19 protein-coding genes, 1 other RNA gene and 1 other annotated feature are annotated in these 19,516 nt (G+C 47.2%); of the genes, 4 read left to right on the forward strand and 16 right to left on the reverse strand.

The window, feature by feature from the left end; all coding sequences use genetic code 11:
- Positions 1-49 precede the first annotated feature (49 nt).
- Positions 50-700, forward strand: coding sequence for an amino acid ABC transporter permease (locus AXI59_RS14205; RefSeq protein ID WP_061528575.1), 651 nt, complete (start codon positions 50-52; stop codon positions 698-700).
- A gap of 18 nt (positions 701-718) precedes the next feature.
- Positions 719-1,381: an amino acid ABC transporter permease gene (locus AXI59_RS14210; protein ID WP_061528576.1), complete on the forward strand. Its 663-nt coding sequence runs from the start codon at positions 719-721 to the stop codon at positions 1,379-1,381.
- A gap of 35 nt (positions 1,382-1,416) precedes the next feature.
- Here AXI59_RS14210 and AXI59_RS19465 read toward each other — a convergent pair whose 3' ends face one another.
- The 8 genes from AXI59_RS19465 to cymR form a co-directional block, all read right to left on the reverse strand.
- Positions 1,417-1,548: a YrzQ family protein gene (locus AXI59_RS19465; protein WP_064485278.1), complete on the reverse strand. Its 132-nt coding sequence runs from the start codon at positions 1,546-1,548 to the stop codon at positions 1,417-1,419.
- A gap of 21 nt (positions 1,549-1,569) precedes the next feature.
- Complete coding sequence (locus AXI59_RS14215; RefSeq protein ID WP_003225893.1) at positions 1,570-1,761, reverse strand: hypothetical protein; 192 nt, start codon at positions 1,759-1,761, stop codon at positions 1,570-1,572.
- A gap of 12 nt (positions 1,762-1,773) precedes the next feature.
- Positions 1,774-2,232 (reverse strand): PRC-barrel domain-containing protein, encoded by a 459-nt coding sequence (locus tag AXI59_RS14220; protein ID WP_061522896.1) that lies wholly within the window; start codon positions 2,230-2,232, stop codon positions 1,774-1,776.
- Positions 2,233-2,348: 116 nt separating this feature from the next.
- Positions 2,349-4,712 carry an SF1B family DNA helicase RecD2 gene (gene recD2, locus AXI59_RS14225; protein ID WP_061523002.1) on the reverse strand — a complete coding sequence of 788 codons (2,364 nt, stop codon included), beginning with the start codon at positions 4,710-4,712 and terminating at the stop codon, positions 2,349-2,351.
- A 35-nt stretch (positions 4,713-4,747) separates the two neighbouring features.
- Positions 4,748-5,368 carry a tetratricopeptide repeat protein gene (locus AXI59_RS14230; RefSeq protein WP_156476298.1) on the reverse strand — a complete coding sequence of 207 codons (621 nt, stop codon included), beginning with the start codon at positions 5,366-5,368 and terminating at the stop codon, positions 4,748-4,750.
- An 88-nt stretch (positions 5,369-5,456) separates the two neighbouring features.
- Positions 5,457-6,572 (reverse strand): tRNA 2-thiouridine(34) synthase MnmA, encoded by a 1,116-nt coding sequence (gene mnmA, locus AXI59_RS14235; RefSeq protein WP_061522898.1) that lies wholly within the window; start codon positions 6,570-6,572, stop codon positions 5,457-5,459.
- Between the two features lie 38 nt (positions 6,573-6,610).
- Entirely contained in the window at positions 6,611-7,750 is a 1,140-nt protein-coding gene (locus tag AXI59_RS14240) for a cysteine desulfurase family protein (protein WP_061528577.1), read from the reverse strand.
- Positions 7,751-7,768: 18 nt separating this feature from the next.
- Positions 7,769-8,185, reverse strand: coding sequence for a cysteine metabolism transcriptional regulator CymR (gene cymR, locus AXI59_RS14245; protein ID WP_061522900.1), 417 nt, complete (start codon positions 8,183-8,185; stop codon positions 7,769-7,771).
- Positions 8,186-8,379: 194 nt separating this feature from the next.
- Between cymR and AXI59_RS14250 the strand changes: the two genes are divergently transcribed.
- The gene (locus AXI59_RS14250) at positions 8,380-9,648 is read left to right on the forward strand and encodes a replication-associated recombination protein A (protein WP_061522901.1); all 1,269 of its coding nucleotides are present in this window, start codon (positions 8,380-8,382) and stop codon (positions 9,646-9,648) included.
- Between the two features lie 122 nt (positions 9,649-9,770).
- On the opposite strand, the gene AXI59_RS14255 is transcribed toward AXI59_RS14250, so the two are convergent.
- The 5 genes from AXI59_RS14255 to AXI59_RS20065 form a co-directional block, all read right to left on the reverse strand.
- Positions 9,771-10,535 carry a tRNA threonylcarbamoyladenosine dehydratase gene (locus AXI59_RS14255; RefSeq protein ID WP_061522902.1) on the reverse strand — a complete coding sequence of 255 codons (765 nt, stop codon included), beginning with the start codon at positions 10,533-10,535 and terminating at the stop codon, positions 9,771-9,773.
- A gap of 70 nt (positions 10,536-10,605) precedes the next feature.
- A non-coding RNA gene (ssrS, locus tag AXI59_RS14260) (6S RNA) lies at positions 10,606-10,798 on the reverse strand.
- Positions 10,799-10,859: 61 nt separating this feature from the next.
- Complete coding sequence (gene aspS / locus AXI59_RS14265; protein ID WP_061528578.1) at positions 10,860-12,638, reverse strand: aspartate--tRNA ligase; 1,779 nt, start codon at positions 12,636-12,638, stop codon at positions 10,860-10,862.
- Positions 12,639-12,655: 17 nt separating this feature from the next.
- Complete coding sequence (gene hisS / locus AXI59_RS14270) at positions 12,656-13,927, reverse strand: histidine--tRNA ligase (RefSeq protein ID WP_061528579.1); 1,272 nt, start codon at positions 13,925-13,927, stop codon at positions 12,656-12,658.
- Positions 13,928-13,998: 71 nt separating this feature from the next.
- Positions 13,999-14,243 (reverse strand) — a binding site (T-box leader).
- 53 nt (positions 14,244-14,296) lie between these two features.
- On the reverse strand, positions 14,297-14,467 hold the full coding sequence (locus AXI59_RS20065; protein ID WP_167348380.1) for a YrzK family protein: 171 nt from the start codon (positions 14,465-14,467) through the stop codon (positions 14,297-14,299).
- A gap of 130 nt (positions 14,468-14,597) precedes the next feature.
- Here AXI59_RS20065 and AXI59_RS14280 point away from each other — a divergent pair, with 130 nt between their 5' ends.
- The gene (locus tag AXI59_RS14280; RefSeq protein WP_061528580.1) at positions 14,598-16,154 is read left to right on the forward strand and encodes an N-acetylmuramoyl-L-alanine amidase family protein; all 1,557 of its coding nucleotides are present in this window, start codon (positions 14,598-14,600) and stop codon (positions 16,152-16,154) included.
- A 28-nt stretch (positions 16,155-16,182) separates the two neighbouring features.
- On the opposite strand, the gene dtd is transcribed toward AXI59_RS14280, so the two are convergent.
- The 3 genes from dtd to AXI59_RS14295 all read right to left on the reverse strand — a co-directional run bounded on the left by dtd (position 16,183) and on the right by AXI59_RS14295 (position 19,514).
- Positions 16,183-16,626 carry a D-aminoacyl-tRNA deacylase gene (gene dtd / locus AXI59_RS14285; RefSeq protein WP_061528581.1) on the reverse strand — a complete coding sequence of 148 codons (444 nt, stop codon included), beginning with the start codon at positions 16,624-16,626 and terminating at the stop codon, positions 16,183-16,185.
- Positions 16,627-16,638: 12 nt separating this feature from the next.
- Positions 16,639-18,843 carry a GTP diphosphokinase gene (gene relA, locus AXI59_RS14290; protein WP_061528582.1) on the reverse strand — a complete coding sequence of 735 codons (2,205 nt, stop codon included), beginning with the start codon at positions 18,841-18,843 and terminating at the stop codon, positions 16,639-16,641.
- 158 nt (positions 18,844-19,001) lie between these two features.
- Positions 19,002-19,514 carry an adenine phosphoribosyltransferase gene (locus tag AXI59_RS14295; protein WP_061522909.1) on the reverse strand — a complete coding sequence of 171 codons (513 nt, stop codon included), beginning with the start codon at positions 19,512-19,514 and terminating at the stop codon, positions 19,002-19,004.
- Positions 19,515-19,516 lie beyond the last annotated feature (2 nt).

The raw sequence follows: 19,516 nt of genomic DNA on the forward strand, positions 1-19,516 counted from the left end.
GCGGGATGAGCAGGTATGCTCATCCCCATTTTATAAGGAGTGAAAAAGCGTGAACATTTCCATTTTAACTAATAACTTCGATATGTATCTGGACGGGTTTTTCCACACGCTGCTCGCAAGCCTGATCGCACTGGCCGGCAGTTTTCTGCTGGGTGTTCTGATTGCCGTTATGAGAATTACGTCTTTTAAGCCATTTCAATGGATCGGAACAGCGTATGTGGAATTCATCCGAAATATTCCCCTCCTCTTAATTACATTTGTTTTCTATTTCGGCCTTCCGAACGCCGGTCTGCGGCTTGACGGCTTCCAGGCGGGGACGATCGCGCTGACTATATATACGTCCGCCTTTATCGCAGAAGCAATCAGGGCCGGGATTCAGACCGTCGCCAAAGGACAAATGGAAGCTGCCAGATCCTCAGGCTTTACATACGGCCAGGCGATGAGATACATCATCCTTCCCCAGGCGATTAAAATCGTTATTCCGCCGCTTGGAAACCAATTTTTAAACCTTGTAAAGAACTCCTCCATACTCGGGGTGGTGGCGGGATTGGATTTAATGTATCAGGCGGATCTCGTTTCCTCCAGCACACTCGTTGTATTTGATGTGTACATCTTTGCGGCGCTCTTTTATTTAATTTTAACGATACCGCTCAGCCTCGGTGTTCATTATTTAGAAAAACGCCTTGGAAAAAGCTATTGACGAAGGAGAGTGAGAGCCATGGACTTCATCGGCGCCTATACGCCGGACCATCTGCTGTTTTTATGGAACGGTTTTTTGATTACGATTTATGTTGCTTTTATTTCGATTATACTCAGTTTTATTTTTGGGCTTGTCGCCGGCACTTTGCGCTATGCGAAAATCCCGATTGTCTCCCGCGTCATTGCGGCAGCTGTTGAAACCATCCGAAACCTGCCGCTGTTACTAATCATTTTCTTCACTTTTTTCGCCCTGCCGGAAATCGGAATTAAACTGGAGATTACAGCAGCGGCCATCACGGCGCTTACCATATTCGAATCGGCCATGCTGTCAGAAATCATCAGAAGCGGAAGCAGTTTACAATCCGTTGATAAAGGACAGATTGAAGCGGCACGTTCTTCAGGCCTGTCCTATACGCAAACACTCTTTCTCGTCGTGATGCCGCAGGCACTTCGCCGCATGGTTCCGCCGATTGTAAGCCAATTTATCTCTTTGTTAAAGGATACGTCTCTCGCGGTTGTCATCGCTCTTCCCGAATTGATTCATAATGCGCAGATATTAAACGGACAAAGTGCAGACGGCGGTTATTTCTTCCCGATATTTGCGCTGGCGGCCTTTATGTATTTTGCGGTCAATTACAGCCTTTCACTAGCAGCCAGACGGCTTGAAGCCAGACAGACGTAAAAAGGATACTCCTATAAGAAGTATCCTTTTTCAAATTAAAACATTTTCATGACACGTCTTCTCATCCGTTTCATGCCTTTTTTGTTCATCATATCTGACTGAGAGGCCATACGGTACATAATGGCTCCCGCTCCTAAAGCCAATAAAGAGGTCATTGTTTTACCCATCGCGCGTATCTCCTTTCAAAACTAAAAATTGATACTGCGTTCATCTTCAGAAAACAAATCATCAAGACTGCTTAACGTGCCGTCTTCCTCTACTTGATGTGTCGCAATTTTGCCTTTTGCCACCGTCAGTTCAATGAAACAGCCCCAGCAATAATATTGGTTTACGCCGATTTTGCCGATATCTTTACTTTTGCAGTTTGGACATATAAGCACAGACTACACCTCTTATCCGTTCAGGACGATGCCGTCTTTCCCTATTTCAATAAGCGTATCGGCTGCACGCCGCACTTGGCGTTTGCCCGCCAGATCTGAAAAGAAGCCGTCCGAGAGTTCATATGCTACGATTATGCCCTTGTCCATACAAAAGTATACATCTTCCAGAAGCCCCATCATTTCACCCTCAGGTGATTTCACCGGCTGCATCTTAATCTGCTCATAGGTGAAACAGCGCTTCGGCAAAGGCTGAAGGTTATCCGGGCCGGCAAAAACGGCTTGCTGGCTCATATCGCTTATATCAGAGGCCTGCAAAAAGAGATGGCGGTGATGAAACAGGCGTTTCTGCTCAAGTACAAAACCGAGAAACTGTCCGTCGAGAGAGAAACACACATCCGATATCATTCCGAGGTTACGGCGAGTGCGTTCGGCATATACAGTGCGTCCTTCAGCTGCATGGCATGTTCTCAAAGTGTGATCAACCACCTTTTGTTGAACACGTATAGGTTTTGCAGAGAAGCCGGGCGCCATACTTTGAAATGACTTCCACAATAAAAAACCCGGCACCTGTTCATGCCGGGATCTGTTCACGCTTCTTCTTTCATAAAATCAAACGGCGTAATGCCTTCCATTCCGATGTTTGCATCATAAACACTGAACGGCAGCTCTTTTTGCAGCGCCGCCAGTTCTTCATCCATCTCTTCCGTCTGCTGCGCCAGCCTGTTTTTCAGCGATGTTTGTCTGACAGTTGCATCATTGTTTTTGACACCCCACTCAAGCGCTTCTTCTTCTCCGCAAAGAATCAGAAATTTTTTCGCCCTTGTAATGGCGGTATACAGCAGATTTCTCCTGAGCATCCGATAATAGCCTTTGACTACCGGAAGAACGACAATCGGAAATTCGCTTCCTTGAGACTTATGAATCGAACAGCAATAGGCATGGGTAAATTGGCTGAAATCTTTTTTCGTAAAAGTGATTTCATTGCCGTCAAACGAAACGACCACCATGTCTTCTTTTTCCGTATTTTCTTTGGCATAAAAGATGGACACGATTTCGCCGATGTCACCGTTAAATACATTGTTTTCCGGCTGATTGACAAGCTGCAATATTTTATCTCCCGTCCTGTAGACGACATCCCCGAATTTCAATTCACGCCTTTTTTCTTTCGGCGGATTCATAATGCCCTGCAAAAGCATGTTAAGCTCATTAATTCCGGCTTTTCCCCTGTACATTGGCGCAAGCACTTGGATATCTTTTGATGTATAGCCCTTTGTTAAAGCATTTGAGACGACCTTATCAACAACCTCTTTAATTTGCGAGGAATTGCAGCGGATAAAAGAGCGGTCTTTCGTCGGTGCCGTCAGTCCTTTAGGCAGCATTCCTTTTTTCATATCGTGGGCAAGCTCAACAATGGACGATCCTTCAGCCTGGCGGTAAATGTCGGTCAGGCGGACCGTCGGCAGCACCTCCGAGGCCAACAGATCTCTTAATACTTGGCCCGGCCCTACAGACGGAAGCTGGTCCTCATCGCCGACAATAATCAGCTGAATATTCTTAGGAAGCGCCTTAAACAGATGGTTCGCCAGCCAAATATCGAGCATACTCGCTTCATCTATAATGAGCAGCTTTCCTTCAATCGGCTGATCCTCATTATGGGTAAAACCTTCAGCCCCGTTCCAGCCGAGCAGCCTGTGAATCGTGACAGCCGGCAAACCCGTTGATTCGCTCATCCGTTTTGCGGCTCTTCCAGTCGGGGCGGCAAGCAGCACTGGAAATGCTTCGTCTTTTTTATAATCTGCCGGATCGAGCGACACGCCGTGCAGTTCGCTGTATAATTCGACGATCCCTCTGATTACGGTTGTTTTTCCGGTACCGGGTCCTCCGGTCAGCAGCAGCATCGGTGATGACAGCGCCTTTTGAATCGCATCCTTTTGGCTCGGGGCGTATTGAACTTTCATGCGCTCTTCCAATTCACCGAGTGCCAGCAAAAATTCTGATTCGGGAAATTGATCAGCGTACTCAGTTTGGCCCGCAATATCAAGCACGCGCTTCGCAACGTTCTGCTCCGCGTAAAACAAGGATGGAAAATAACAGCGTTCATCTTCTATGACAATATCTTTATGCTCCCCGAGAGCGATGATGCCGTTGGCCGCGTCCATCTCCGTCACGCGCCCGCCGTCAGCGGATTGGTTTAAAAGCGTTTGTGTGTTGATGATGAGTTGCTTTGTTTCTATGTACGTGTGACCCTCTGCAAGGCAGGTTGATTCAATGGTGTATAAAATAGCCGCTTTAATCCGCTCAGGGTGGTTTCCGGACAGCCCCATTTTTCCGCCCAGCTCATCCGCTTTTACAAAGCCGATGCCTTCCACATCCTTCACAAGCTGATAAGGATTTTCCTGAATTTTTTCGAGCGTTTCTGTTTCGTAAGCCTGATAAATTTTCATAGACAGCTGCGGCCCGAAGCCGTATTGGTTCAGAGAAATCATAATCTGCTCCAGGCCCTGATGGCGCTGAAGCTCGCCCGCAAGCTTGTCCGCTTTCTTTTTTGACATTTTCGGCACATCATAAAGAACCGAAGCATCGGCCAGAATTTTATTCAGTGCGCTGTCTCCCAGCTTTTTTACGATTTCTTCTGCCGTTTTTTTACCGATGCCCTCAAACAGATCACTTGATAAATAGTGGATGATACCTTCTTTTGTGGTCGGAATTTCTTTTTTAAAATGCTCTGCCTGAAATTGCAGGCCGAACTTGGGATGTGTTGCCGTTTTTCCGTAAAACGTGTAGGTCTCTTCTTCTTGCAGCAGAGGGAAGTAGCCCGTTACGGATACGACCTTGTCTTCAATCGCTTCAGACGTTTCGGCAACCTTTACTTTCAGTACCGTGTACAGGTTGGTGTCATTATGATAAATGACAGTAAGAATGGTGCCTTTTACAAACGGCTCTTCTTCCATTTTCAGCTGATCCACGAGCCTTCCCTCCTTCTCGATTATGATTGGGCGATAAGCTGTTTCGCGTGAAGCGCGAGCATATGATCCGGCTGTATGTCAAGCGTGCGTTCAAGCATCTGAAGCGCCTTTTCGCGGTTTTCTTTGTACGCGTAAGCAACTCCGGCATTATAAAACGCGTCCGCATGGCCGGGGTCCTGCTTAATAACCGTCTCAAATTGCGCCAGTGCCTCATCGAGCATTTCTTCATTTGCCAGGCACATTCCGAATTGGAAACGGGCCTCCGTGTCATTTTCATTCAGTTCAACCGCACGCTGCAAATAAGGCAGCGCAAGCTTAGGCTGCTCTAATTTAACGAGTACGGTGCCGAGCATATAAAACAAGTCGCCATTTTCCATCCCTGAACGAAGCGCTTTTTCAAACATGTCCTTCGCTTCCGGATAAGATTCTTTCATGACATATACATTTCCCGCTCCATAATAAGCCGCTGCCGCTGAACTGTCCAATTCAAGCGCTTTGTTATAAAATGCAAGCGCCCGCTCCAATTCATTGACTGAGGAAAGCAGGTTCGCAAAGTTGATGTATGGGACCGGGTCTTGGCCGTTTTCTTCAATTGCCTTTGTAAAGGCCTCTGCCGCTTTTTCAAAATCGCCTTCCTGCATGGCGTCAATACCCATTTTATTATAATCCATTTCTCATCTTCCTTTCGCTAAAAAACCCCAACATGCGAGTTGAGGTTTTTTACATGTGTTATACGTACCACAATTTCGTTCCGTCTTTAAAGACATCATCAATCGTTCCGCCGCCAAGGCACTCTTCACCGTCATAAAAGACGACGGCTTGACCCGGCGTCACGGCGCGAACCTGCCCGTCAAATAAGATTTCCGCTTCATCTGCGCCCGTCATTTTCACGGTAACTTTGTGATCTTCCTGACGGTAGCGGAATTTCGCCGTGCAGGTCATTTCACTTCCGTCCATAATGCCGGGACGCGTCCAGCTGACGTTTGTCGCTGTAATCTTATCAGAATACAGAAGCGGATTATGGAACCCTTGATCAACGTATAAAATATTTTTTTCAAGATCTTTTCCGACCGCAAACCATGGCTCGCCGCTTCCTCCGATTCCGAGGCCGTGCCTCTGGCCGATCGTATAATACATCAGTCCGTCATGGCGCCCCTTCACTTCTCCGTCCATCGTCATCATATCGCCCGGCTGAGCAGGGAGATATTGGCTGAGGAACGTTTTGAAGTTGCGTTCACCGATAAAGCAGATGCCTGTGCTGTCTTTTTTCGCTGCGGTCGCAAGCTCTGCTTCTTTGGCGATTTCCCGCACGCGGCTTTTTTGCAGATCACCGATCGGGAACATGACTTTACTGAGCTGCTCTTGGCTGAGCTGATTTAAAAAGTAGGTTTGATCTTTATTCTCATCAAGGCCGCGAAGCATACGCACTGAATCGCCGCTTCTGTCAACCCGCGCATAATGGCCTGTGGCGAGATAATCCGCTCCGAGTGATAAAGCATGCTCTAAGAAAGCCTTAAACTTAATTTCTTTGTTGCACATGACATCCGGGTTTGGGGTTCTTCCGGCTTTATATTCATCCAGGAAATATTGAAACACCTTTTCCCAATACTGCTTTTCAAAATTGACGGCATAATACGGAATCCCGATTTGGTTGCAGACCCGGATGACATCTTCATAATCTTCCGTCGCCGTGCAAAAACCGTTCTCATCCGTATCGTCCCAGTTTTTCATAAATATCCCGATTACATCGTAGCCCTGCTCTTTTAACAAAAGGGCTGCCACAGAAGAGTCGACGCCGCCTGACATACCGACAACGACTCTTGTATCCTCCGGCCGTTTTTCCATTTGCATTCACTCCATTAAAAAACGTAAGTCCGCCTTGTTTAAGCAAGCCGTTTGACAACGGCGGCAAGCTTTTCGGCGGCTGCTTCGATTTGTTCCGCCGTATTGCCGAGGCCGAAGCTGATGCGGATCGACGAGGTCAGCCTGTCGCTCTCGCTTCCGAACATACCCGTCAGCACATGGGACGGGAGAACGGAGCCGGCCGTACATGCAGACCCGCTTGATACGGCAATGCCTTCCATATCAAGATTGACCAGCAGCGCTTCTACCGGCACACCCGGAAAATAAAGGTTTAAAATATGAGGCAGGCTGTTCGCCTCATCTCCGTTTACCTCTGCCTTGACGCCGGCTTTTTCCAGCGTGCTGATGATCATGTTTTTAAACTCCTTAAACAGAGCGGTTTTTTCCTCCCGCTCCCGGCTTGAAAGAACGACCGCTTCTTTTAACCCGGCGATGCCCGGCACATTTTCCGTTCCTGCGCGCCGTTTTCTTTCCTGCTCTCCCCCAAGGAGCATCGGAGACAGCTTCACCTCTTGATTTACATATAAAAAGCCTGTCCCTTTTGGTCCGTTTAGCTTATGACCGGAAACAGACAGCAAGTCAATTCGGCTTTTATTCACGTCAATCGGCACATAACCGAACGCCTGAACGGCATCTGTGTGAAAATATGCCTGATGCCCGCTTAACAGCCCGCCGATCTCGTCAATCGGCTGAACGGTTCCGACTTCGTTATTGCCATACATGACGGTAACAAGGATTGTATCATCACGAAGCGCTTCTTTCACCTGATTTGCACTGATCCGTCCTGAAGGACCCGGGATCAGGTATGTCACCTCAAACCCGTCTTCCTCCAGCTTTTCGCAAGCATGCAACACGGCATGATGTTCAATAGCTGTCGTAATGATATGCTTTCCTTTGTCTGTCCGGGCAGCAGCGGTTCCAAGGATGGCTAAATTATCAGCTTCCGTTCCTCCGCTTGTGAAAATGATTTCCTGTTCTTTCGCTCCGATTTCCCGCGCGATCTCCGCTCTTGCTTCGTCTACCCATTTGCGTGATTCTCTCCCGAAGGAATGAATGCTTGACGGATTGCCGAAACTGCCGAAAAAGTGCGGTTTCATTTTTTCCAGCACACGCTCATCCATGGGAGATGTCGCGGCATGATCTAAATAAATCCGTTCCATTGTTTTTACACCTCTGATTTAAATATAGAACATGTATGCTTCCTGCTCGCCGTCCGTGTAGCTCGCAAGGTCTTCTAATGTCGTGCTGTCCAGCACTTCTTTTACGGCGTCTCGGATGCGGATCCATAACTCCCGTTTGGCAGGCTCTTCATCCTCAAGCACTTCCACCGGGCTGATCGGCCCTTCCAGCACTCTGATAATGTCTCCGGCCGTTATCTCTTCAGGCTGGCCGCCAAGCACGTAACCGCCGTAAGCACCCCTGATGCTTTTTACGAGCCCTGCGTTTCTGAGCGGTGATACAAGCTGTTCTAAGTAATGCTCCGAAAGGCTGTTTGTTTGGGCAATGCTTTTTAGCGAAGTCGGACCGTCTCCGTGCTTTTTCGCCAATTCAATCATAATGGTGAGCCCGTATCTTCCCTTTGTCGATATTTTCATTATGAACACCCCAGTCATTTCTAATTGTTAATTTATACAAGTAAATGGATATGAATAATCTGTTTAGTATCTTATAGACCAACTGTTATTATAACATAACTTATCCTAATTTTCATTGGCTCACGCGGACTGAGACAATCCCCTTTTCTATTCGTTATTTTTCCGTTACCCTGTATATGTAAGGAGAGATGATCATGAAGCCATTAGCGTATCGGATGCGTCCTACCAAAATAGAAGATATTATCGGCCAAGAGCATTTGGTCAAAGAAGATAAAATTATCGGCAGAATGGTGCGTGCCAAGCATTTATCATCAATGATCCTGTACGGGCCGCCGGGAATCGGCAAAACCTCGATAGCCACGGCCATTGCAGGCTCGACAAGCATTGCTTTTCGGAAACTGAATGCCGTTATCAATAATAAAAAAGATATGGAGATTGTCGCACAGGAAGCGAAAATGTCCGGGCAGGTCATTTTAATACTTGATGAAGTTCACAGGCTCGATAAGGGAAAACAGGATTTTCTGCTGCCTTATTTAGAAAACGGCATGATTATCTTAATCGGCGCAACGACAGCCAATCCCTACCACGCCATTAACCCGGCCATCAGAAGCCGGACGCAAATATTTGAGCTTGAACCTTTAACGCCCGATTTAATCAAGCAGGCGCTGACAAGAGCGCTGAAGGATGAACACCGGGGACTCGGTTCTTACCGTGTTGCAGTTGATGACGAAGCGATGGATCATTTCGCCAGCGGCTGCGGCGGAGACGTCCGTTCGGCCTTAAACGCGCTTGAGCTCTCCGTGTTATCAACGAAAGAGTCCGACGGCGGCGCCATCCGCATTACGCTTGAAACCGCGGAAGAATGCCTCCAGAAAAAAAGCTTTTCCCATGATAAAAACGGAGATGCGCATTATGACGTCTTATCCGCGTTCCAGAAATCGATTCGCGGCTCTGATGCAAACGCCGCCCTTCACTATTTGGCGCGTCTTATTGAAGCGGGAGATCTTGAAAGCATATCACGGCGGCTTCTTGTCATTGCCTATGAAGATATCGGACTTGCAAGCCCGCAGGCCGGTGCCAGGGTGCTGAGCGCCATCCAGACCGCAGAGCGGATCGGCTTTCCTGAAGCGAGAATACCGCTGGCTAACGCGGTCATTGAGCTGTGCCTTTCGCCAAAATCCAACTCCGCCATTTTAGCAGTTGATGAAGCGATCAAGGATATCAGGGCGGGGAAAATCGGAGACGTGCCGAAGCATTTAAAGGATGCGCACTATAAAGGGGCAGAAGAGCTCGGACGGGGAATCGGCTATCAATATCCGCATAATTTTGAGAACGGCTGGGTAGAGCAGCAATACTTGCCTGACCCGCTAAAAAACAAACAATATTATAAGCCGAAACAAACGGGGAAATTTGAAGCCGCTATAAAGCAGGTATATGAAAAATTAATGAAGCAGAAAAAGTAGCCAAGCAAGGACACAACGATGTGTTCTTGTTTTTTGTACATGAAAATGGAAGTCTTATAAAATCCCCGTAAGTTTCTGTTCAAAACAAAAAACAGCCTTACTCACTAAGGCTGTTTTCCTTTTTATTTATCCTTCACTCTTTTAATTTCAATATCCTTCAAAAGCTCCATCACGACATGTCCGCCCATAATCAGGCCGGCCACTGACGGAACGAAAGCGTTGGAAGACGGCGGCATTTGCGCTTTGCGGATTTTCGCTTCATCATTCCCTACTTCTTTTCTGACCTCTTCCCGAATGACGATCGGGCTTTCATCAGAAAAGATAACCTGTACGCCTTTTTTAATCCCTTCTTTGCGAAGCCTTGTCCGGACGACTTTGGCAATCGGATCAGTATGGGTTTTGGAAATATCAGCGATTTGAAAGCGTGTCGGGTCTGTCTTGTTTGCCGCTCCCATGCTGGAAATTAACGGAATGTTCCGTTTCAGGCATTCCTTCATTAAATGGATTTTATAATGAATGGTATCTGACGCATCAATGACATAATCGAGAGGATAGTCAAAAAATTGCTCATACGTCTCTTCCGTATAAAACATTTTTAAAGCAATAACATCACAATCAGGGTTTATGTCAGCAATCCGCGCTTTCATTAAATCCGTCTTCGGCTGGCCCACCGTTGACAAGAGCGCGTGAATTTGGCGGTTTACGTTTGTAATGTCAACGTCATCTTTATCGACAAGCAGGATGCGCCCTACCCCTGACCTCGCCAAAGCTTCGGCTGCAAATGAACCGACTCCGCCGACGCCGAGAACGGCCACCGTGCTGTTTTTTAATGTTTCCAGCCCTTCTTTTCCAATCGCTAACTCATTACGGGAAAACTGGTGTAACAAGAACCTCACTCCACATTCTGGTTTTATAGGATCACGGCTTAAAGAAGCCGTTGTTTCAGAACATAAAAAATAAAGTCCCAATTGTGCCGTTGCAGCTTTCCTTCGTTTTGAACCCGCTCTCAGCAGGTGGGTGCCCTTTTTTAAATCTTGTAAGTCCTCTTTACCGAATGAAAAGAGGCATGTACGCCATTTAAAAATGCGGGCTCCCAAATCAAAAAAATGTTCGGTCAAAACTAGGTATTCAACTAACACATCAGGACTTTATTTAACTTGTCAAAATCATATCACAGCAGATTTTGATTTTCAAGAAACAAACTGCTCATCTTAATTTTTCACTTTACTTTTGACAGAAAGGTGAAGTTCATCAAGCTGGGCGTCGCTCACTTCTCCCGGCGCTTCTGTCAGCAGGCAGCTCGCGCTTGCCGTTTTCGGGAAGGCGATTGTATCTCTTAAATTCGTGCGGCCCGCAAGAAGCATAACCAAACGGTCCAAGCCAAGGGCAATTCCGCCGTGCGGAGGAGCGCCGTATTCAAATGCTTCGAGAAGATAACCGAATTCCTCAACCGCTTGTTCTTTTGTGAAGCCGAGGAGCGCAAACATTTTTTCTTGAATATCCTTTTCGAAAATACGGATCGAGCCGCCGCCCAGTTCGTAGCCGTTTAAGACAAGGTCATAGGCTTGCGCTTTCATGTCCTCAGGCGCGGTTTCGATCAGCTCAAGATCTTCACGCACAGGCATTGTAAACGGATGGTGCGCCGCATAAAAACGGCCTTCTTCCGCGTCATGCTCTAATAGCGGCCAATCAACGACCCATAAGAAGTTGAAGAGGGTTTCGTCGATCAAGCCGCGCTCTTTTCCGAGCTTCAAACGAAGTGCGCCAAGCGATTGGGCGACAATCTCAAACTTGTCAGCGCCAAACAGCAGCAAATCGCCTTCAGCAGCGTCAAGCGCTTCAATCAGCTTCGCCTGCTTCTCTTCATCAAAGAATTTCGCAATCGGGCCTTTAACGCCTTCAGCTTCAACTTTTACCCATGCAAGGCCTTTGGCGCCGTAGTTTCCGGCAAATACGCCGAGCGCATCGATATCTTTTCTGGAATAGTCGCCGGCAGCGCCTTTGACATTGATGGCTTTGACAACGCCGCCGTTTGCAACGGCTGATGAGAACACTTTAAATTCGGTATCCTTCACAATGTCGGATACATCCGTCAGCAGCATGCCGAAGCGAGTATCCGGTTTATCGGAACCGTAACGGTTCATGGCTTCATCATACGTCATGCGCGGAAGCGGAAGTGAGACTTCGACGCCCTTTGTTTCTAGCATGACCTTCGCCATCATTTCTTCTGCAAGAGCCATAATGTCTTCTTGGCTCATGAAGGACATTTCGATATCGATTTGCGTGAATTCAGGCTGGCGGTCGGCACGCAAGTCTTCATCACGGAAGCAGCGGGCCACTTGATAATAACGCTCAAAACCTGAAACCATCAGCAGCTGCTTAAAAATTTGCGGTGATTGCGGAAGGGCGTAAAATTCTCCTTCATGCACCCGGCTCGGCACTAAGTAATCCCGGGCGCCTTCCGGTGAGCTTTTCGTTAAAATCGGTGTTTCAATATCGAGAAATCCGTTTTCATCCAAGAAATGGCGGATCGCCTTTGTTACCTGATGACGCATTTGCAGTGTCTGGAACATGGCCGGACGGCGCAAATCCAAATAGCGGTATTTCAAACGGACGTCCTCTGAAACGTCATCCGCCTGCTCGCTGATCGCAAACGGCGGAGTTTTTGCCGTGCTCAGCACCGTTACCGCTTCAGCCTTAATTTCGATTTTGCCCGTTTTCAGATTTTGATTCACTGTGCCTTCTTCACGGGCAACAACCGTTCCTTCGATATCAAGCACGTATTCATTTCTGATGCTTTCCGCAACAGCAAGGGCTTCCGCTGATACGTCAGGATTAAATACCACTTGCACAATACCCGAACGGTCACGCAGATCAATAAAGATCAAACCGCCGAGATCACGCCGTTTCTGCACCCATCCTTTCAGTTTGACGGATTCGCCAATTGCTTTTTCAGTGATATCGCCACAATAAAATGTTCTTCCAAACATAGCGTTCCTCTCCTTCACTACTTTTGATCTGCCTTTAACACTTGTATCAGCTCATCTAAAACCACTTCACGCTGTTCTCCGGTATCCGCATTTTTTAGATTGATTTTGTTTTGGGCAAGCTCGTCTTCCCCTAAAATCGCTATAAAACGCGCTCCCAGACGGTCAGCTGTTTTGAATTGGCCCTTCATTTTTTTGTTTTCATAATCAATTTCGCTTGAAATGCCGGCTTCTCTCAGTTTGTACACGAGAGAAACGGAATAATCCTTCGCCTTTTCTCCAAGCGTTACGATATAGCAGTCAATTCCCCGGTTGACGGGAAGCTCCGTTTTCTCTGCGTCAATCGCCGCCAGGAGGCGTTCGATGCTCATTGCAAACCCGATACCCGGCGCTTCCGGTCCGCCAATCTGCTCGACAAGCCCGTCATAGCGCCCGCCGCCGGCAAGTGTTGTAATCGCTCCGAAACCTTCTGCATTGCTCATGATTTCAAACGCAGTATGATTGTAATAATCAAGCCCTCTGACAAGGTTCGGATCAATCTCAAACGGAATGCCGAGCGCTGTTACGTATTGCTGCACCTTTTGAAAATAGGCTGCCGATTCTTCATTTAAATAATCAAGAATAGACGGAGCCGTTTTCATCAGCTCATGCTCCCTGTCTTTCTTGCAATCGAGAATTCTGAGCGGATTTGTGTGCAGGCGCGACTGGCAGTCTGAACAAAATTCACCGATGCGCGGTTCAAAATGTTTGACGAGCGCTTCCCGATAAGCCTGACGGCTGTTTTGATCACCGAGGCTGTTCAGCACGAGCTTGACATTTTTCAAGCCGGCTTTTCGGTAAATACTCATCGCAAGCGCGATCACTTCTGCGTCTACGGCCGGATCTTTAGAACCGATGGCTTCAATCCCGAATTGATAGAATTGGCGGAAGCGTCCCGTCTGCGGGCGTTCATAACGGAACATCGGCCCGACATAGTAAAGTTTCGTCGGCTGAACCGGATTCGCGAATAATTTATTTTCATTAAACGCGCGTACAGCAGCAGCCGTACCTTCAGGACGAAGCGTCAGGCTTCTGCCTTTGCGGTCTTCAAAGGTATACATTTCTTTTTGCACGATGTCTGTAGATTCACCGACGCCTCTTGCGAACAGTTCTGTATGTTCAAAAATCGGCGTGCGGATTTCTTTATATTGATAAGTACGGCACGTGTCTCTCATTATTTGTTCAACGAACTGCCATCTGTCTGATTCACCCGGCAGTATATCCTGTGTGCCTCTCGGAATGTGATATGCCATCTTACAGGCCTCCTTCATTGTCTTTCTTAAAAACATAAAATAAAAAACTCCCGCCCCTACTATACATGTATAGTAGGGACGAGAGTTATACCCGTGGTGCCACCCTAGTTGGAACGCCTCAGCATTCCCGCTCTGGCCTTTAACGCAGGTTCACGTCCGCTGCCTAATGACCGGTGCATCATCATGCAAAAGCGTTCAGCAGGAAACCTCCGGAGTGTTGTTTCGAGAAAGATGCAGTGCGGATCCGCTTTCAGCCCGGGACGGTTCCTCTCTTCTCCATGCATTCTGACCTACTCTTCTCCATTATCGGTTCAAATGATTTCATATGTACATCAATTTCTATTATAATAATGGGATTGCACTTCTCTGTCAAGTTTTATTCCGTCTGTTTCTCCTTGAGACGGCTTCCTTTGATAAGAGTCCGAGCTCCGAAGACGTCTCTTCAAGATAGCCGGCCTGATCCGCCCCAGCCTGTTCACTGAAGTGCAGATTTGCTTCTGTATCATGCAGCGCGCGACCCATTTTTGGTTGATATTTCATGATTTGCACACCTTTTCGCTGTATTTATGACTAGTATAAACAAATCATTTTATTTTTATTTAACATTCAGCAAGGAAATTACGATATTATACAAGAATATATTTTAGTTAGTTCAGAAAGGAGGACAGCCATGAATAAGAAAACTCTTGCTCTTATTTTATGCAGCGTCATCATCACAGCACTTCTTCCGTCATTTCATACCGTCATTGCCGCAGAGGGAGAAGCCGTCATCGCAACAGACAAGATCAATGTCAGAGGCGGTCCCGGCCTGAGCTATGGAATTATAGCTGAAGTGAAAAAAGGAGAAAGATATCCGATCCTCAAAGAAGAGGGTGACTGGGTGCAGGTTCAGCTGAGCTCCGGCAAAACCGGATGGGTCGTCTCCTGGCTGATATCAAAAACAACCGGGGGGACAAGCAGTTCGTCCGCACAAAGCGGAACAGTCACTTCAACTGATCCTGACCTCCGAATCAGAAAAGGGCCAGGAACTTCGTACGAAGTCATCGGCAAACTGCCGCAAGGCGAAAGTGCCTCTGTCCTTGACAAGAACACCGGCTGGGTAAAAATTTCTTATCAAGGAACGTCCGGATGGGTTTCTTCCGAATACGTTACAGCGGGAAGCCGCGGGCAGGAGCCGGGAGAGAATCGGTCCCAAAACGGCTCAAAAAGCGGGACGGTCGGCGTTTCCTCACTGAATGTCAGAAGCGCAGCATCACATGATTCAGCAATTATCACAAAATTATCCCGCGGAACAAAGGTATCGATTTTAAGCGAAGACCACGGCTGGCTGAATATTGAAGCAAACGGGCAAAAAGGATGGGCGGCGAGCCACTATATCATAAGGGAGTCTGATTCATCAGACAGCGCTTCCGGCTCCGGCGGCTCTGACAGCTCAAGCTCCGCGAAAAAAGCGTATATTGTTTACGGCGGGACGAATTTAAGAAGCTCGGCTTCAACCTCTGCTTCCATCGTGGAACGGGCCAATAAGGGCGCATCTTACCCGATTATCGGATCCAGCGGCAAATGGTATGAAGTCCGGCTAGAAAACGGCCAAACGGCTTATGTGGCCAGCTGGGTCGTCCAGACGTCAAAAAGCGGGGAGGAATCCGGCGAAGCACCGGCCCCTAAAGCCTCGGGCGGAAACGGATCACTCAAAAACAAAACGATCGTTGTTGACCCCGGACACGGCGGGAAAGACAGCGGAACGATCGGCTACTCAGGACAGTTCGAAAAAAACTTAACGATTAAAACCGCTAAACTTTTAGCAGGCAAATTGAGAGCAGCCGGCGCAAATGTGTATGTCACAAGGCAGGACGATACGTTTATCAGCCTGCAGTCACGTGTCTCAACCTCTCATTACCGAAATGCAGATGCCTTTATCAGCATTCACTATGACAGCTATGCTGATACATCGACCCGCGGAAGCACGGCGTATTATTACAGTCCGTCAAAGGATCGTGAGCTTGCCTCAGACGTTCACTCCGAAGTGGTGAAGCGTTCGCCTATTCCTGACCGCGGCGTATTATTCGGGGATTATTACGTACTGAGGGAAAACAAGCGGCCTGCCATGCTGTATGAGCTCGGCTATCTCAGTCATCCGCAAGAAGAAACGATCTTACATAGCGGCTCTTATCAGGAAAAGGTGACAGACGGAATTGAAAGCGGATTGGAACATTATTTTCAGTAACAAAAAAAGCGGCCGAATGGCAGCTTTTTTATTGTTTAGAATCCATGATCAATGTGACAGGCCCTGAGTTTGTCAGTTGAACATCCATCATGGCTCCGAATGTTCCGGTTTCGACTTTGACCCCTTTTTCACGAAGAAGCTCGTTCCATTTTTCATAAAGGAGCAGAGCTTGATCCGGCTTGGCCGCATTCATAAAATTCGGGCGGCGTCCTTTTTTCGTTTCTCCGTAAAGCGTAAACTGGGAGACTGATAAAAGTTCTCCGCCTGTGTCTAAAAGCGATAGATTCATCTTCCCGCTTTCGTCTTCAAAAATCCGGAGATTAATAATTTTGTCGGCTAAATAAGCGGCATCTTCCGCTGTATCTTCATGAGTGACGCCGACAAGCGCCATAATGCCGGGGCCGATCCGGCCGACTTCGGTGCCGTCAACTGTCACGCTTGCTTCTGTTACGCGCTGAACAACTAATCTCATTGTAAGCTCCTTTTAATTCATTACCCGGCGTACTGAATAAATGTCTCTGATCTGTTTGATCCGCTCGACCACTTTATGCAGATGATTGATGTTTTGAATGAAAATCGCCATATGAATCGTTGCCACTTTATTGCGGTCGGATTTGCCGGAAACAGATGAAATATTTGTTTTCGTTTCATTTACGGCTTGAAGCACCTCGTTTAACAGTCCGCGGCGGTCATAGCCTAAAATTTCGATTTCAACATTATATTCCTTGCGCTTTTGAACATGTGATTCATGTTCCCATTCGACTGGGATAAGACGCTCCTGCGCTTCATTTGTTTTCACGTTCGGACAGTCGTCACGGTGAACGGATACACCGCGGCCTTTTGTAATAAAGCCGACGATATGGTCGCCAGGCACCGGGTTGCAGCATTTTGACAAACGGACGAGAAGATTGTCAATGCCTTTTACGCGGACCCCCGCTTCCCGCTTTCTGCCTTGCGGATACTGCTTCGGCTCAGCAGTGACCTCTTGAACGATTTTTTCCTGCTCTTCCTGATCACGCAGCTTCCGTTCTTTTTCCGTCAGCCTGTTGGCCACCTGCAAAGCAGTGATGCCGTTATAGCCTACCGCCGCATACATATCCTCTTCATTAGTGAAATTAAACTTATCGGCGACCTTTTGAAGGTTGTCAGGCGTTAAAACGTCCTTCACCTCAAAATCAAGGTTCTTAATTTCTTTCTCGACCAGTTCACGGCCCTTTTCGACGTTTTCTTCACGCCGCTGTTTTTTAAAGAACTGGCGGATTTTATGTTTCGCCTGCGAGGTCTGGGCAAGTTTGACCCAGTCTTGGCTCGGTCCGTACGAATGCTTGGAAGTCAAAATTTCGACGATGTCCCCCGTTCTCAGCTTATGGTCAAGCGTCACCATTTTTCCGTTGACTTTCGCTCCGATTGTTTTATTGCCGATTTCCGAATGAATTCTGTAGGAAAAGTCGATCGGAACGGAGCCTGACGGAAGCTCTATGACATCGCCTTTTGGCGTAAACACGTATACCATGTCAGAAAACAAATCAATTTTTAATGATTCCATAAATTCTTCCGCATCGGTTGATTCGTTTTGGAATTCCAATATTTCACGGAACCAAGAAAGCTTTTTCTCAAATGTCGCTTCTTCGTTTGCCGCCTTGCCTTCTTTATATGCCCAGTGGGCCGCAACCCCGTATTCAGCTATTTCATGCATCTCGAATGTTCTGATCTGCACTTCCAGCGGGTCGCCTTTAGGCCCTATCACAGTCGTGTGAAGGGATTGATACATGTTTGGCTTAGGCATCGCAATATAATCTTTAAATCTGCCCGGCATCGGCTTCCAGCAAGTGTGGATAATGCCGAGCACCGCATAGCAGTCTTTTATGCTTCCGACAAGAATACGGACGGCGAGCAGATCATATATTTCATTGAATTGTTTGTTTTGCAGCGCCATCTTGCGATAAATACTGTAAATATGCTTCGGGCGGCCCGAGAAGTCAGCTTTGATGTTCACTTCTTCGACACGTTTTTTCACTTCGTTGACAACCTCATCTACATAAAGTTCGCGTTCCGCGCGCTTTTTCTTCATGAGGTTTACGATTCTGTAATATTGCTGAGGATTCAAATAACGGAGAGCGGTATCCTCAAGCTCCCATTTAATTTTAGAAATCCCGAGGCGGTGTGCCAAAGGAGCAAAGATTTCAAGCGTCTCATTTGAAATTCTCCGCTGTTTTTCCTGAGGAAGATGCTTTAACGTGCGCATATTATGAAGGCGATCCGCCAGCTTGATCAATATGACTCTTATATCCTGAGCCATAGCGACAAACATTTTGCGATGGTTTTCCGCCTGCTGTTCCTCTTGAGATTTATACTTAATTTTACCGAGCTTCGTTACACCGTCCACAAGCATCGCCACTTCTTCTGAGAATGTTTCCTTTAGATCATCGAGGGTGACATCGGTGTCCTCCACCACATCATGCAAAAATCCGCCTGCAATTGTGGATGGGTCCATTTCAAGATCAACGAGAATACCCGCCACCTGAATCGGATGAATGATGTACGGCTCACCTGATTTGCGGTACTGTTCGCGATGCGCGTCTTGTGCGTACAGGTAAGCTTTCTCAACAAACGCAATCTGCTCCTCCGGCAGATAGGTGCGTGCTTTATCTATTACTTGCTCGGCAGTCAATACTTGTTCGTTCGCCATGGAATCACCTTTTTTAAATGTAAACTGTATTAGTTTATTATCAAGAAAAAAACGAGAGATGTAAAGGGCAGAAGTTCAAAACACCTAAAGATTCTGTCAGCATGATGAAATAATAGGAAAAAAGCACCCGGTCATGAGTGCTTTTTTCCATTATGCGGTTAATATTTCATTAACGTTAAAATGTCGTAATCGTCAAGCTTTTCTCTGCCGTCAAGGTAAGAAAGCTCTATTAAAAACGCAATTCCCGCCACGACGCCGCCAAGCTCTTCAACAAGCTTAATCGTCGCCTCGATTGTGCCGCCTGTTGCCAATAAGTCATCAGTAATCAGCACGCGCTGGCCGGGCAAAATGGCATCTTTATGAATGGTCAGCACGTCTTTTCCGTACTCCAAGCCGTAATCGACTTTAATGACTTCACGCGGAAGTTTTCCTTCTTTGCGGACAGGCGCAAAACCGACTCCAAGCGCATATGCGACAGGACAGCCGATAATAAAGCCCCGCGCTTCCGGTCCGACCACTAAATCAATTTCTTTTTCTTTTGCATATTCAACAATTTGGTCAGTCGCGTATCGGTATACGTCGCCTTTGTCCATTAATGTCGTAATATCTTTAAATTGCACGCCCTCTTTCGGATAATCGGGCACAATTGTTACGTATTTTTTAAGATCCATCT

The sequence above is a fragment of the Bacillus nakamurai genome, assembly GCF_001584325.1.
GTDB lineage: Bacteria > Bacillota > Bacilli > Bacillales > Bacillaceae > Bacillus > Bacillus nakamurai.